This is a genomic window from Burkholderia pyrrocinia, from assembly GCF_018417535.1.
Classification (GTDB): Bacteria; Pseudomonadota; Gammaproteobacteria; order Burkholderiales; family Burkholderiaceae; genus Burkholderia; species Burkholderia pyrrocinia_E.
Map to the genome: position 1 here is coordinate 3,731,411 of NZ_CP070977.1, position 14,143 is coordinate 3,745,553.

The 14,143-nt window shown below is 66.3% G+C and carries 12 protein-coding genes; 2 read left to right on the plus strand and 10 right to left on the minus strand.

All coding sequences use genetic code 11. The annotated features are described in order from the left end of the window. Window positions 1-379 precede the first annotated feature (379 nt). Window positions 380-730 (plus strand): TonB family protein, encoded by a 351-nt coding sequence (locus JYG32_RS17345; RefSeq protein WP_089446333.1) that lies wholly within the window; start codon window positions 380-382, stop codon window positions 728-730. A 121-nt stretch (window positions 731-851) separates the two neighbouring features. Here the strand turns inward: JYG32_RS17345 and JYG32_RS17350 are convergent, their stop codons facing one another. From JYG32_RS17350 to moaC, 6 genes are all read right to left on the minus strand, one after another. Beyond that, window positions 852-2,063 (minus strand): hypothetical protein, encoded by a 1,212-nt coding sequence (locus tag JYG32_RS17350; RefSeq protein ID WP_213264198.1) that lies wholly within the window; start codon window positions 2,061-2,063, stop codon window positions 852-854. A 31-nt stretch (window positions 2,064-2,094) separates the two neighbouring features. Beyond that, the gene (locus JYG32_RS17355) at window positions 2,095-3,372 is read right to left on the minus strand and encodes a WD40/YVTN/BNR-like repeat-containing protein (RefSeq protein WP_174382220.1); all 1,278 of its coding nucleotides are present in this window, start codon (window positions 3,370-3,372) and stop codon (window positions 2,095-2,097) included. Between the two features lie 172 nt (window positions 3,373-3,544). After that, window positions 3,545-4,696, minus strand: coding sequence for a WD40/YVTN/BNR-like repeat-containing protein (locus tag JYG32_RS17360; protein ID WP_174382223.1), 1,152 nt, complete (start codon window positions 4,694-4,696; stop codon window positions 3,545-3,547). 79 nt (window positions 4,697-4,775) lie between these two features. Then, on the minus strand, window positions 4,776-5,642 hold the full coding sequence (locus tag JYG32_RS17365; RefSeq protein WP_174382221.1) for a hypothetical protein: 867 nt from the start codon (window positions 5,640-5,642) through the stop codon (window positions 4,776-4,778). Next, window positions 5,635-8,322: a type VI secretion system Vgr family protein gene (locus tag JYG32_RS17370; RefSeq protein WP_213264199.1), complete on the minus strand. Its 2,688-nt coding sequence runs from the start codon at window positions 8,320-8,322 to the stop codon at window positions 5,635-5,637. The genes JYG32_RS17365 and JYG32_RS17370 overlap by 8 nt, the downstream gene beginning before the upstream one ends. A gap of 114 nt (window positions 8,323-8,436) precedes the next feature. Beyond that, complete coding sequence (gene moaC / locus JYG32_RS17375) at window positions 8,437-8,925, minus strand: cyclic pyranopterin monophosphate synthase MoaC (protein ID WP_213264200.1); 489 nt, start codon at window positions 8,923-8,925, stop codon at window positions 8,437-8,439. A gap of 178 nt (window positions 8,926-9,103) precedes the next feature. On the opposite strand from moaC, the gene JYG32_RS17380 reads away from it, so the two are divergent. Beyond that, window positions 9,104-10,798 carry a M48 family metalloprotease gene (locus tag JYG32_RS17380; RefSeq protein ID WP_213264201.1) on the plus strand — a complete coding sequence of 565 codons (1,695 nt, stop codon included), beginning with the start codon at window positions 9,104-9,106 and terminating at the stop codon, window positions 10,796-10,798. Window positions 10,799-10,837: 39 nt separating this feature from the next. On the opposite strand, the gene JYG32_RS17385 is transcribed toward JYG32_RS17380, so the two are convergent. From JYG32_RS17385 to waaF, 4 genes are all read right to left on the minus strand, one after another. After that, window positions 10,838-11,425, minus strand: a complete 588-nt coding sequence (locus JYG32_RS17385; RefSeq protein ID WP_213264202.1) for a DUF2946 family protein — start codon at window positions 11,423-11,425, stop codon at window positions 10,838-10,840. Beyond that, window positions 11,418-12,455, minus strand: coding sequence for a hydrolase (locus JYG32_RS17390; protein WP_213264203.1), 1,038 nt, complete (start codon window positions 12,453-12,455; stop codon window positions 11,418-11,420). The genes JYG32_RS17385 and JYG32_RS17390 overlap by 8 nt, the downstream gene beginning before the upstream one ends. A 34-nt stretch (window positions 12,456-12,489) precedes the next feature. Continuing rightward, entirely contained in the window at window positions 12,490-12,936 is a 447-nt protein-coding gene (locus JYG32_RS17395; RefSeq protein ID WP_034178922.1) for a nuclear transport factor 2 family protein, read from the minus strand. 115 nt (window positions 12,937-13,051) lie between these two features. Then, entirely contained in the window at window positions 13,052-14,089 is a 1,038-nt protein-coding gene (gene waaF, locus JYG32_RS17400) for a lipopolysaccharide heptosyltransferase II (protein WP_174384202.1), read from the minus strand. Window positions 14,090-14,143: the final 54 nt, after the last annotated feature.

A 14,143-nucleotide genomic window follows, 5' to 3' on the forward strand; every position in this document is an offset into this window, starting at 1 on the left:
CAGATCGGCCCGTCGTGAACCGCGAATCCGGCCGCGTATCGATTACTTCGCGAATGGCGCGGATTCAGGTCGAAGGCTTGTCGATTCGCGTCAACCATTGTCAAATCGGCGCCGCTGGCCGGACGGCGCGTGCACAATGCGCGAAAGCGCTCGTGTGCCGGCCCGCGTGGGGCACGGGGCCGGCGCGAATACATGCCACGCCCCGGCTATCCGGGAAGCCCGCCAAGCAGGATCGCGGCCGAGCATCGATCGGCCGTGCGGCCGTAACGGGGCGCCGGTCCGATGGCCGCGGCGCAGTGCGACGCGCGTAATGCGAAGGCGATGTCTTCCGGTGAGCGGTGCGTTCGTCCAGAACAGTGCTGAAGAACGATATTCGACCATGGCTATTCGCTCGACCTACCTGATCCTGCCCGCCGTCGCGATGCTGTTTTCCGGCTGCGCGATGCTGTCGTCGTCGCAGGAAAGCAAGCTGACCTGCCACATTCCGCGCGCCGTCTATCCGGACACTGCGAAGCCGCTCACGCGTCCGGCAACCGTGCTCGTGCGTGCGTTGATGACGACGTCCGGCGAAGCGCAGAACGTCACCGTGACGACGAGCAGCCGCAATGCGGCGGCCGATCGTGCGGCCGTCGACGCGATGACGCACGCGAGCTGCGTGCAGACGGGTGCGACCGCGAATCCGTTCCTGCTGACCCAACCGTTCGTATTCGAGCCGCAACGCGGCCAGTGATGCGCGGACGGCGCGCGCTGCGCGCCGCTTTCCGTCGGGTATTGTCTCTGTCCGGCCGCGCCGTTTCGCGCGGCCGTCGAAAGTCGATACGCGCGGTCATCGCGCCGCGCGTGCCCGATGTTCAGTGCTGCGGCATCAGGTTCGCGCCGCGGCAGGCCTGTTCGGCCGAATTGTGCAGCCCGAGCATCGTGAACCCGTTGCGCTCCTGGCGAATCAGCGCATAGCGCCGCGCGACGGTTTCCCCGCTCTTGCCCGTCAGATCGAGTTCGACCTGAAAGCGATCCTTGCTGTCCGAGCAGCCGCGCACGGGGCCGTACGCGAAGCCGGTATCAGGCGCCTTGCTTTCCGTGTTGAACGCCTGCCGGGCTTTCAGCGCGGCCGCTGCGGCGGCGGGCTCGCTCCATTCGCGCGCAAGCGCATCGTCCACCTTCAGCCATTCGTCGACGAAATCGCGGCCGTTGAGCGCCGCGGGCTGCACGCGTTGCACGGTGTCGCCGTCGACGCGGTAGCGGAAGATGCCCAGCCGCGTCATGACTTCGCTGTCGAGCGAGCCGACCGTCGTGCGCAGTTCGAAGCCGTCTGGGCGCACCTTGAAACGGATCGCGTCGTCGTCGATCACGTAGCCGTGTTCGGTATGGAGCAGCGTGCGTTGCGCGGTCGGGCCGTCTGCCGGTGCAAGGACGTCCGCGCCGAACCGGCTCCAGCGCGACGAGCACCACGGCGTGCCGTGGACGACCGCGACCTGCCCGCCGGGCAGCGCCGAGAACCAGAAGCCGCCGCCGTAGGCGCCGCCGATGTCCTTGTAATCGTCGGCCTGCCAGCGCAGCACGCGCCGCCAGCCGCCGTTTTCCCATGCGTACGCGGTGAGCAGGTTGTCGTCGCCGCACGCGATGTCGAAGCTGGCGCGCACGAAGAGGAGCGGGCGGGACGTGCCGCCGCGTTCGACGTCGACTTCCGGATTGCGGCCGAACGCCGATTCGCCGTTTTTCAGCGCGGCCGACTGGGTCGATTGGGCCGGCACGCCGAGCGCGGCCGCGAGTGTGCGTTTCAGTGCAGCCGGTTCGACGTGTTCGTCGCTGCACGCGAGCCGCGCGTCGATCGCGCCGACGAGCGCCTGCTTGTACGCGCGAAGCGCGTCGCGCAGCGGCGGCGAGATATCGACGTTGCCGCCACCGTCGCCTTGCGGATTGCGGACCTGTTGCACGCGGTGCTGCGCGTCGATTGCCGCGAGCGCGGCGGTGTCGGCGGCGGGGCAGGTGCCGGCGGCGAAGGCGGCGGCCGGCAAGGCGGCGACACACAGCGAGAGCGCGGCGTAATGCAGCGTTTTCATCATCGAATGGTTTCTCAGGTTGTAGCGAGGGAGTTTAGTCTTTTGAAACGACGGCATTTCGCATCGGGAACGACAGCTTCTTCAGTCTCGCACCGAGAAGCGAATAGAGCGTGTTCGTATCCGGGTCGAAGTACTTGCTGCGATAGATCGTCTCGTCGTCAAACTGCTTCCAGGTCTTGCCCGCGTCAGTGCTACTGAACATCTGGGCGACCGGTGGATCGTCGATTGCCTGCTTGGGATCGATCGCGTACACGAGCAGCAGGCCATCGCGGCCCACGTCGAGGCCACCCAGAATGAGCTTCTTGTCAAACGTCGCCAATTGCCGGACGTGCTCGGGTTGCGCGTTCGTCCATGAGGAAAGTGCGCCGGTCCGGTGTCCGCGATCCCGTGTGGCGTCGATGTCGCTCTCATTGTCGAGGCGGGACAGCACGTAAAGCGCGTAGCTCCCGGCCGTGGCAGGCGTCGACGCGAGCTGGACGACTGACTGGTTCGGCAGGACGGCATCCGGAACGAACGCCTGCTGATCCGGGGCGAGCCGATATATGACGCTGCGGGCAGGGGCCGTGGCTGATCGATCAACGTGGTAAGCCACTCGCAGTACGCCATCCGGGCCAAGGTTCACGCCTTTGAACTTGCGCCGAGTTTCACCGGGGACAATCGCGCCCGGCGGTGGCGCAATCTGCTTCCAGGATTCGCCGCCGTCCGATGTGCGTCGGACGGTAGGGCCCCAGCCGATCGCGTAGCCGTGCTGCGCATCGATGAAAAGGAATTGTTCGATATCTTCGTGCTCGGGCCATTCGAGCCGTGACCAGTGGTGGCCGCCGTCGAGCGATTTCCAGACCCGGGTTTGCTGCGGGACGAGATCATCTGCAGTCTGCGGAGACGTGTAGCTTATCCAGCCGGCACTGATCAAGTGGATGTTCCCGTCCCGCGAATGCCACCACGCGGTGTGCTGGCCGGGCGCCTGAAAGAAGCGCTGCAGCCCGTGATCGATCGTACCGCGGAAAAAATTCGCGGTTCGTCGATTCAGCGTTTCTCCCGCATTGTTCATCCATGCTTCAGTGGGTTCGGCGACCATCGGGTCTTTCAACTCGCTGGCAGGCTTCAACGTAATCACGGGATCGGAGACCGTGAGCGACATGATCGCGCTGCCATTGAGGTAGAAATCCCCGCCACCCACCGGCGGGTCCGGCCACATGACCTCCGACGAAACGGTTTCCCATCGAGCGCCGGTGCTTTCGTACAGAAAACTCAGCGCGGCGCTGCCGAGCGCGATGGCAGCCAGTCGCTTCAAAATGGACAGATTTCGCATGGGGACCGGCGGAAGTCGACGGAGGAATTCGGATTGGCGCTTGACTGGCCTCGAGCGCGACGGCTTTCTCGATCACTGAAACGTGCCGTTGTGTTTGCTCGTAAGACGGGTCATGTCGCAGGCTTCGTCGAGCTCTTCGGACGCAGCCCGCGCCAAGCACATCGGGCGGCAATCAGAATTGCCGCTTCCTCAGCGTGTAGGCAAACACCGAGTAGAGCGTATTCGATTCCGGGTCAAAGTAGCCGCCCTGCGAAGCCTTGTCGGTGGTCTGCTGCCACGTCTTGCCGTCGTCGGTGCTGCTAATGGTCAGGTCGATGGGCGAGCCACCGCCGTTGGCGGTGTTTGGATCGGTCGCGTGGACAAGCAGGACGCCGTTGCGCCCCGCGCTCAGTCCGTTGAGCGTCAAGCGATCTTCGAATGTGTGCAACTGCCGGATGTGATCGGGGTGCTCGCTGGTCCAGGTTGAAAGGGTACCTGCACCATGGCCGCCACCGGATTCACTACTCGCGCGTGACAGCGCATACAGGGCGTAATCCCGAGAGGGTGCCGGCGGTGATTCGAGGCTGACGACGACTTGTCCGGGCAGCACCGCTTCCTGGGTGAAGTCCTGCTGATCCCAGCCGAGCCGACTGACGATGCCGGCCAGTTGCGGATGCTCGGCGTTGGCGCCCTGATAGGCAACGCGCAATGTGCCGTCCGGGCCGAGGTTGGTACCGTCGAAAGTTCTGCGCGGCTTGCCCTGGACGATCGCGCCTGGAGGCGCCTTGATTGCCTGCCACGATTGGCCGCCGTCTGCCGTTCGCCAGACACGCGGCCCCCAGCCGATCGCGTAGCCACGTTGAGCGTCGATGAACAGCAACCGGCTGATGTTATGGTCCGCCTGCCATTGGAGTTGGGACCAGTGCTGGCCTCCATCGCTCGATTTCCAGAGCTTGGTGGTCTGAGGGACCGCGCCGTCGTCGGGGCGAGGCGCCTTGTAATCCATCCAGCCGGTACTGACGTACAGGACACGCCAGTCGGGCGAGTACCACCATGACGCGGTCTGGCCCGGCTGCCGGAAGTGGAGTGCGACGTTGCCGCCCAAGGTGCCGCGCAGGAAACTGACGGTGGACCGGTTCAGGCGCTCGTTCGAGTCGTCCATCCACGGTTCGGCGAACTCCGCGACGTCAGGGTTCTTCTGCTCGCTTTCCGGCTTGAACGTGAGTTCCGGTCTCGCAACCTTCAATGACATGAAGTCGTTACGTTGCACGCGAAATGCGCCCGCGCCGTACGGCTTGTCGTTGCGCATGAATTCGGTCGATACCGTTTTCCACCCTGAAGTCATTTCCGTATATCCGTAAATAGCGATCGGCAGAACAAGAACGCATCCCGCGATCAAAAGCCATCGTTTGCCTTTTCGCATGTCACTTCACCAGCAGCCTTCCGAGCGCCTTGCCGACCGGATCGTCGACATCCCATTCCTCGGCCTTGTTCCGGAGAACGGGGATGGCCGAATCGCGAGCCTGCCCCCACGTTCTTCCGTCACCCCATTCCTGGATGTTCGGACGCATCCCGATCTTGACGAGATCCATGATCGGCAGGTCCGCCAATCCTCCGTCGAGGTAGGCCATCGGGTGCGTCTTGAACGCGAACTCCTTGAATTTTTCGTTGTTCATTTCCAGTTCGAATTGCGGCCAGGTCATATCGACTCCACCGTTTCCCGGTGTTGGGCTGGCCATCTGGATCGTGTTGCCCATCATGTTCTGGTTCAGGCCGTCTTCCATGTTGGCCTGGAGAAGCTTCCGAGCCTTGTTCAACCACGCTTTTCCCTGGGCGGACAGTCGCGGGAGGAGGTTGGCGCCGTAGTCGGAGCAATAGTAGTAGCCGTAGCTGATGTAGTAATCGGGCGGGTTATGTCCGCATCCGATATGACGCATCATGAAGTTTCCATGCCGCGACCAGTCGGAATCCGAACTGCCGGGCTCGATCAGTTGCTCGCGCCGATGCAGGAGGCGGTGCGCGACATCGGAGTCGGTCCATGGATCCCACGAGAGGGCGAAGCCCTTGATGGTCGACCAAATGCTCGACATACTGACCTTTTCAACCGTTTCAAGATAGGCGCCGTGAAGCGGTCGATAGTAGAACGGGCAGGTGCCGACGATCCATTTCGGCGCCGGCGTTACATGCTTGTCGCAAATGTTGATCTCTACCTTCGGCCGATCCTTGTACCCCGTCGGCGTCAGCATCCCCGAGCCGGTGCCGAGCACCTTGTCCTGTTGTCCGTCAGCCATTCGATTTCCCTAGAAACTTGACGACGACGTCATGCGGCACGTGGCTCTGTGTGAGCCCCGTCTCACCCGCCGCGTTGGTGACGCCTTCCGAGAGCAGCTTGCCGTTCGAGAACATCTGGTACCGCGTGTTCGCGACCGGAATGTCGGTGCCGGCCCAGTGCGCGATGAACGCCTGATCGTAGTTGCCGGTCGAGTTCGGCAGCGTCGGCATGGTTTGCGACAGGTGCGTGGGGCCGCTGAACGCATGCTGCGCACCCTTGATGTCGATCTTGCCGGGCGCGTGCACTTCGATGTTGCCGCCCGCGATGCGGATGTAGGCGCCGCCGGACGTCAGCAGGATTTCCTTCGCCGCGGCGCCTTCGATCGACTCGGTGACCGCCATCAGCTTCAGCGCCTTCTGCGCGGTCAGCTCGATGTTGTCCGCGTGCGCCTGGACTTCGACCTTGCCCTTGCCCGCGAACAGTTTCATCCCCGCGTTCTGCGCGAACAGGCTGATGCGGTCGAGGACGCTCGCGATCAGCGACTTTCCGGCGGCGACGTGCGTGCTTTGCCCGCTGACGAGATTGATGTGCCGGTCCGCGGCAAGCTGCGTGGACTGCTGCGTGGACATCCCGATGCCGGCCGGGCTGCCGAACAGCATCACCGGCTCCTTGAACGCATTGGCGCTGCCGGTTCCGCCGCCGGCAGTTCGGCCGCCCGACGCACTGCCGCTCACGCTGTTCTGCGTCGCGTCGGTGAACTGCTTCAGCGCCGAGTGGCCGGGGTCGAGCGACTCGCCCTGATGCTGTGCGCTGACATCCGACATCGCCTCCATCAGGCCTTCCGCGCGAACGAGTTGCTGTTGCGTCTCCTCGACGTCGAGCGGTTGGCTTGCCGGCTGTTTCGGATGCGTCGTGACGTACAGGCCGCGATTCGCGCGCACGGCGCCAAATGCGTCGGACCGCAGGTCGAAGCCGCTGCCGAGATAGCTGCCGCGGTTGTTGCCCGTGTGGTCGATCAGGTAGCCGAGGTGCAGGTGTGCGTTGGTCTGGCTGCTGTACAGGTGCACGCGGTTCTGCGATGTCGCGTCGTCGAGCACCAGCTGGTTGTAGCCGGCGCCCGCGTATTCCTTGGACCGGTATCCGGACAGGATCCCGTTGGTGTGCCACTGCGGGCTCGTCGCGCCGTTGTACAGCTTGCCGACGATGATCGGGCGATCGCAGTCGCCGCCGAGGAAATCGACCAGCACCTCCTCGCCGCTGCGGTGCGGGTGAACGGCGCCGTAGCCATTGCCCGAATCCGACGTCACGGCACGCAGCCAGCACGATGCCTTCTCGTCGCCGTCGTTGAGGCGGTCCCAATGGAAGCGGACCTTGACCCGGTTGAGTTCGTCGGTATGGACTTCCTCGCCTTGCGGTGCGACGACGATCGCCGATTGCAGGTGCATCGGCGGTTTCGCATGTTCGAGCGGGCTGCGGAACGGCACGGTCGTGCGCTGCGCTTCGACGTTGATCCGGAAAAAGCCCTCGCTGCCGTCAGGATGGCGAACGCGCGACCGGTCGGCACCGCCGGCTTGCACGATGCTGCCGACCTCGGCCTGCAGGCTGTGCGGGAAGGCGGCCTCGCCGTCACCGACGGGCAGGTTGTTGACGATGATCCATGCCGTCTCGATCACGGCGAATTCGCGCTGGCCGGCATCGTCCTTGTCGTGTTCGGGGTGATCCGCGAACTCGAACGTGCGTCCCGCGTCCATGCGCCGCACACCGCCGACGCCGTGAAAGCGCTTCGCGTGCGACTCCTGCTCCTCCATCCAGATCTTCGACAGATGATCGCCGCGGGACTGCTCGGGGTACGTGTAGGCGCCCGTGTATTCGTAGACTTCGAGCTGCTGCGGCAGGTCACCCTGGTTCGCGATCGTCGGCGTATGGGTCGCTTTCGGATTCGACGCGGTGGGCGGCTGCTTGTAGTCGAACGTGCGCGTGGTGCGCTCGACGCTTCGCAGCGTACGCGTACCGGAAAACTGGACGAGCGTGTCGGCTTCGTCGCCCGTGCCTGCATGATGAAAGCGCACGGTTCGCGGCGACAGCGCGGGCAATGCGTCGATGCGGTCGACGATGACGAGCTGATGCGACTTGCCGTCCTTGTCCTGTTCCCAGAAGCCGTACAGGCCTTCCGATTCCATCAGGCGATGCACGAAATTCCAGTCGTCTTCGTATTGCATGCAGAACGAGCGGGACGGCAGCGGCTGGTAGAGCCTGAAGGTGAAGCGACCCTTGGCCTGCGGATGCTGGTTCAGCACGTCGGTGATGATGTCGTCCGCGGACCGGTCCTGCCAGATGCGCTGATCGCGGCGGAACTTCAGGAAGTGCAGGAACGACGCAAAGACGATCTGATAGTGTGTGACGCCGCTGTCCGATCCGAGCCGGCGGGCGGCATGTACGTAGCCGTGGTGAGGCGCGTACGACTGGTCGGCCTGCTGGATCCACAGCGTTACCGGCTGCGCGATCAGTTTCTTGAGTTCGAGGTTGTCGGATACCGAGACGGTATCGACAGTGAACTCGAAATGACGCCCGAGCCGCGAGCGTCCCTTGACGCGATGCGGCAGCAGGACGTCGGGGCCGAGCGGCGTATCCAGTTTGACAAGCCGTTCATGCTGAACCGGTCCGGCCAGCAACGCGCTTCTTAACTCTTGCGAATTCATCACCAGTGCTCGCTCTTTTTGTGCTGGTTCGCACGCTCTCTCGTGCAGAATTCAATAATTGTATGAGATAACCGGTTTTATCTCGAATTTGCCGGCTGGCGGCGTCCCGGCCGGTCAACCCGCGACGTCTTCCGCCTTCCAGTCCCCCGACTTCCCGCCGCGCTTTTCCCGCACGCTCACCTCGGTGATCACCATCCCGCGATCGACCGCCTTGCACATGTCGTAGACGGTCAGCAGCCCGACCTGCACGGCGGTCAGCGCTTCCATCTCGACGCCGGTCCGGCCGAACGTCTCGACCTGCACGACGCAGTGCACGCCCGGCAGCGCATCGTCGAGTTCGAAGTCGACGGCCACGCGCGTCAGCGCGAGCGGGTGGCACAGCGGAATGAGGTCGGCCGTGCGCTTGGCGCCCTGGATGGCCGCGATGCGCGCGACGCCGAGCACGTCGCCTTTCTTTGCCTTGCCGTCGCGGATCAGCGCGAACGTGGCCGGCAGCATCCGGATCGTGCCGCGCGCGATCGCGATGCGTTGGGTTTCCTGCTTGCCGCCGACGTCGACCATGTGCGCATGGCCGGCGGCATCGAAATGGGTGAGTCCTGACATGTCATGCTCCGTCTCAACGGGCGCTTATCATAGCAGCGGCGTTCGCGTCGCCGGGGGCGCAGATGACGCATGCGCGGTACGAGACAGTCGCGCATGCGCCGGTACAATGACCCGAATATTCAGACCAAACGCCGCGATGCGCGCCCGGCGCGCGGGACGGCGTCGTTTTCATCCTGCCATGCGTGTCAAACAGTTGCTTGCCGTGTCGCTGTCGGTAGCGCTCGCATTGCCGCCGAGCGGCCATGCGCAGAGCGCGTCCGCGCCACCGCTCGAGGCGGCGGCCGGCGATTCCCCGTCGATTTCCACCGTGCCGTCAGGCATCGCGACCGGCGTGTTCGGTACGTACGGCGGCGCGGAGAGCCGGTTTGCGGGCACGGGCGGTGCGTCGGCGCCGGCCGCGAGCCTGCGCGCGCCGCTGCGCGCACTCGAGCTGCCCGATCTCGGCGACGGCTCCGGCGGTTCGCTGACGCCGCGGGCCGAGCGCCGGCTCGGCGAGCGCGTGATGCGCGAAGTGCGGCGCGATCCCGACTATCTCGACGACTGGCTCGTGCGCGACTACCTGAACGCGATGGCGGCTCGCCTCGCGGCCGCGGCGGCCGCGCGCTATATCGGCGGATACATGCCGGACTTCGACCTGTTCCCGGTGCGCGACCCGCAGATCAACGCATTCTCGATGCCGGGCGGCTTCATCGGGATCAACAGCGGGCTCGTCGTGACGACGCAGACGGAATCGGAACTCGCGTCAGTGGTCGGCCACGAGATGGGCCACGTGCTGCAGCGGCACATCGCACGGATGATCAGCGCAAGCGAGAAGACCGGCTACACGGCGCTCGCGACGATGCTGCTCGGCGTGCTGGCCGGCGTGCTCGCGAGAAGCGGCGATCTCGGCAGCGCGATCGCGGTGGGCGGGCAGGCGTACGCGGTCGACAACCAGTTGCGCTTCTCGCGTTCGGCCGAGCGCGAGGCCGATCGCGTCGGCTTCCAGTTGCTCGCCGGCGCGGGCTACGACCCGTACGGGATGCCGGGCTTCTTCGAGCGGCTCGACCGCGCGTCGATGGGCGATGCGGGCGTGCCGGCCTATGCGCGCACGCACCCGCTGACCGGCGAGCGGATCGCCGACATGGAGGATCGCGCGCGCCGCGCGCCGTACCGGCAGCCGCGCCAGTCGGCCGAATACGGATTCGTGCGCGCGCGGCTGCGCGTCCTGCAGAACCGCGCGCCAACCGATATCTCGGCCGAAGCGCGCCGGATGCAGCTCGAGATCGATGATCGCACGGCGCCGAACGTCGCGGCGAACGAGTACGGCATCGCGCTCGCGAACATGCTGCTCGGCCAGTACGACGCAGCAGACAAGGCGCTCGCATCGGCGCGCGGCGCGCTCGATGCGCGCGAGCGGCGCGAGGGCGACCCGGCGACCAGTTCGCCGAGCCTCGACGTGCTGGCCGCCGACATCGCGCGCCGTGCGGGCCGGACCGACGATGCGGTGCGGCTCGCGGCGCTCGCGCAGCGGCGCTGGCCGGCGTCGCACGCGGCGATCGTCGCGCACCTGCAGGCGCTGATCGCCGCGCGCCGCTTCGCCGAAGCGCAGGCGCTCGCACGCGCGCAGGCGAAGGCCGATCCCGAGCAGCCGGACTGGTGGGACTACCTCGCGAAGGCGAGCGACGGCAAGGGCGACGTGCTCGCGCGGCGCCGCGCGCTCGCGGAGAAACTCGCGCTCGACGGCGCGTGGCCGTCGGCGATCCGCCAGTTGAAGGAAGCGCGCGACGCGAAGGACGTGTCGTTCTACGAGCAGTCGATCATCGGCGCGCGATTGCTGGAATTCGAGGCGCGCTACAAGGAAGAGCGCGAAGACGACAAGAACGGCCGCGGGTAGCGGCCGGTGCGCCGCGAACGCGAGCGGTGCGGTTGCGGGTCAGTTGCCGCTGTCGGCCGCGTCGCGTGCCTGTCGTGCCGGACTTGCGACGTAGCCGAACCGTGCAGGCACGTCCGCGCACACGATGTGGCCGAGCGGCAGCGTGCGGCCGTCACGCCAGCGCAGCACGGGCGGCGTGGCGTCGAAATCCGCGTGATCGGCGAACAGCCCGAGGTCGTGGTCGTGCAGCGCCGCGACGCGCGGCGGTGTGCCCCCATCGTGAAACAGCACGCCGCCCCCATCGTCGAGCCACGCTTCGCCCGGTTCAAACGGTGCGCCCGTCTGGTCGGTGAGCGTGAGCTTTCCGTCGCGCTCGGCGAGCCGGACGATCCACGGCGTATAGGCGAGCTCGACGTACACGCGCTGCGGCCCGTTCTGGAAGAACCACTGGCCGTGCGCGTCGCATTCGTAGTTGCGGCCGATGAACGCGTTCAGCGCCGCATGCCGGATCGGCGAGCCGAGCTCGCCGGCCGCCTGCGCCGCGTCGTCGCGCAGCCGCCATTCGCCGCGCCGGTCGAGCAGCAGCCAGCCGGTGCAGTGCGGCACGTCCGGCCATTTGGCGAGCGCCTGCCTGACGATGTCATCCATGGTCGACGAATTTCGAGCAATAGCCGAACACCCGCGCCGACAGCCAGTCGAGGCGGCCGGGGAACGGCCCGGTCATGAATCCCGCGTGCCCGCCGGCCGCGGGCTGGTCGAGCTCGACGGCCGGCGATACGTCGGCCGGGCCCGGTAGTGCCGATTCGGGCAGGAACGGGTCGTTGCGGGCGTTGAGGATCAGCGTCGGCACGTCGATCGCGGGCAGCAGCGGCCGCGTCGTCGCCTTCGTCCAGTAGTCGTCGGCGTCCGCGAAACCGTGCAGCGGCGCGGTCACGACCTCGTCGAAGTCGCGCATCGTCACGGCCTGCAGCATCGCGTCGCGGTCGAACAGCCCCGGATACTGGTCGAGCTTCGCGAGCGCCTTGCGCTTGAGCGTCTTCAGGAAGCTGCGCGTATAGATCATCGCGAACCCCTGCGACAGCGCGCGGCCGCCCGCATGCACGTCGATCGGCGTCGAGATCGCGGCGGCCGCCCGGAGGATCGACGTATCGCTGCGATGCTCGCCGAGCCAGCGCAGCAGCACGTTGCCGCCGAGCGATACGCCGGCGGCGACCAGCGGGCCGCGATGCTGCGCGGCGAGCCGGCGCAGGATCCAGTCGACCTCGGCGCTGTCGGCGAGATGGTAGAAGCGCGGCTGGCGGTTGATCTCGCCGCTGCAACTGCGAAAGTGCGGCACGACGGCGTGCCAGCCTTGGGCGCGTGCGGCGGCCATCATCGCGAGCGCGTAGTGCGAACCGGAGCTGCCTTCGAGGCCGTGGAACAGCACGAACAGCGGCGCATCGGGCGGTGGCGCCGCACTATCGAGATAGGCGACCCAGTCGAGATCGATGAAGTCGTGATCGGGGGTTTCCCAGCGCTCGCGCCGGTACGCGACGGCCGGTCGTCGCGCGAACAGCGCGGGCACGATGGTTTGCGCATGGCTGTTCGGCAGCCAGCGTGGCGCGTGATAGCGCAGTGTGTCGTCGTCTGGGGCCGAGGCCCCGGTCAGCGGCGAGGTGGGCGGAGAAGCCGTACTCATGATCGCTCCGCGTATGCGTTGCTTCGTCTTTTCGTCAGTGCAGCGGGCCCTGCCCATGACGGATCTTCGCGGCGAACTGCCCGGCCGCTTGTTCGGGAATCGGGCTCGCGTGGATGTGCGCGATGCGCCACTCGCCGCGTTCGTGAATCATCACGTACGTCGCGAAAACCATGTCGGGTTCGGCCGTCAGGTCGGCCTGCTGATGCGCTTCGGCGATCGTGTAGACGACTGTGCCGAGGCTGTCGTAGACGCGAATGTCGAGCGGTTCGATCGTCACCGGGCGTGTCGCGAGCCGGTTCGCGAGCCCGCTGCGGATCTGGTCGAGGCCATGCAGATGCTCGCCGTCCGCCCACACGCAGCTGGCGAAATCCTCGTCGATCCACAACGCCAGCAGCGCGTCGAGATTGGCATCGGCGACGGCCTGGTAGTAGGCGTTCAGCGTATCGGCAGCGGCTTCGAAGAGGCGGGCAAAACGTGGCATCGGGGTTGTCTCTCGCGCGCGTCGCGCGCCGTATTCAGCACGGCGACCCGGATGGGGCCGCCGCACACCGGTGAATCGGATTGCCCGGCGCGCCGTGCGACGCTGCCGGCCAGGGTCAGCGTTGCCCGACGAGCATGCCGCGCAAATCGCCGAATACCTGCTCGGGACCGAGTTCGCGCAGGCACTTCAGGTGGCCGAGCGGGCACTCGCGTTCGAAGCAGGGACTGCATTCGAGATGCAGCCATTGTACCTTCGCCAGGTCCGACAGCGGAGGGGTGTGGCGCGGATCGGTCGATCCGTACAGCGCGACGAGCGGCCGGCGCAGCGCGGCGGCGACGTGCATCAGCCCCGAATCGTTGGTGACGACCGCGTTCGCGCGCGCGATCAGCGCGCACGCCTCGGACAGCGACGTTTGCCCGCACAGGTTGCGCACGTTCGGCGCGTGGTCGGCGATCGCCTGCGCGGCCGCGGCGTCCTTCTGCGAGCCGAGCGCGACGATCTGCGTGTACGGGAACGACTGGTGCACGATCGTCGCGAGCGACGCGAAGTGCTCGGGCGGCCAGCGCTTGGCCGGGCCGTATTCGGCGCCCGGGCAGAACACGACGAGCGGCTTGCGCGTATCGAGATTGAAGCGCGCGGACACGCGCGCCGTCTCGTTCAGGTCGGCGTCGAGGCGCGGCGCGGGCAGCGTCTTCATCGACTCGGGCAGCTTCGCGCCCGGCGCGTATGCGAGCGCCGCGTAGTGGGTCGTCATCGGCGGCCGCTCGCCCGACTTGTCGGGGTTCGCGTGCCGCACGTTCAACAGCCCGTAGCGGTGCTCGCCCGTATAGCCGATCCGCAGCGGGATGTTCGCGAGCCACGGGATCACCGCGGACTTCAGCGAATTCGGCAGCACGTACGCCGCGTCGTAGCCGACGTCGCGCAGGTCGCTCGCGAGCTGCCAGCGGCGCAGCAACTGCAGCTTGCCGTGCGCGAGATCGGTCGCGTAGACATCGTGGATCTCGGGCATCCGCTCGAGCACGGGCGCGACCCACGAGGGCGCGACGGCATCGATCGCGATGCGGGGATGGAGTTTCGTCAGCAGCGCAAAAAGCGGCTGCGCCATCAATGCGTCACCGATCCAGTTCGGTGCGATAACCAGCGCTCGACGCATCAGGTGGACTTCCGATGTCGTAATGAAGCACGGCGCGCGGGCGCCGCGTTCGGG

What these genes read in the sequence shown, in the direction of transcription:
- JYG32_RS17345 (WP_089446333.1), top strand. Translation starts at nt 380, where the DNA reads ATGGCTATTCGCTCGACCTACCTGATCCTGCCCGCCGTCGCGATGCTG.
- JYG32_RS17350 (WP_213264198.1), bottom strand. Translation starts at nt 2,063, where the DNA reads ATGATGAAAACGCTGCATTACGCCGCGCTCTCGCTGTGTGTCGCCGCC.
- JYG32_RS17355 (WP_174382220.1), bottom strand. Translation starts at nt 3,372, where the DNA reads ATGCGAAATCTGTCCATTTTGAAGCGACTGGCTGCCATCGCGCTCGGC.
- JYG32_RS17360 (WP_174382223.1), bottom strand. Translation starts at nt 4,696, where the DNA reads ATGACTTCAGGGTGGAAAACGGTATCGACCGAATTCATGCGCAACGAC.
- JYG32_RS17365 (WP_174382221.1), bottom strand. Translation starts at nt 5,642, where the DNA reads ATGGCTGACGGACAACAGGACAAGGTGCTCGGCACCGGCTCGGGGATG.
- JYG32_RS17370 (WP_213264199.1), bottom strand. Translation starts at nt 8,322, where the DNA reads ATGAATTCGCAAGAGTTAAGAAGCGCGTTGCTGGCCGGACCGGTTCAG.
- moaC (WP_213264200.1), bottom strand. Translation starts at nt 8,925, where the DNA reads ATGTCAGGACTCACCCATTTCGATGCCGCCGGCCATGCGCACATGGTC.
- JYG32_RS17380 (WP_213264201.1), top strand. Translation starts at nt 9,104, where the DNA reads ATGCGTGTCAAACAGTTGCTTGCCGTGTCGCTGTCGGTAGCGCTCGCA.
- JYG32_RS17385 (WP_213264202.1), bottom strand. Translation starts at nt 11,425, where the DNA reads ATGGATGACATCGTCAGGCAGGCGCTCGCCAAATGGCCGGACGTGCCG.
- JYG32_RS17390 (WP_213264203.1), bottom strand. Translation starts at nt 12,455, where the DNA reads ATGAGTACGGCTTCTCCGCCCACCTCGCCGCTGACCGGGGCCTCGGCC.
- JYG32_RS17395 (WP_034178922.1), bottom strand. Translation starts at nt 12,936, where the DNA reads ATGCCACGTTTTGCCCGCCTCTTCGAAGCCGCTGCCGATACGCTGAAC.
- waaF (WP_174384202.1), bottom strand. Translation starts at nt 14,089, where the DNA reads ATGCGTCGAGCGCTGGTTATCGCACCGAACTGGATCGGTGACGCATTG.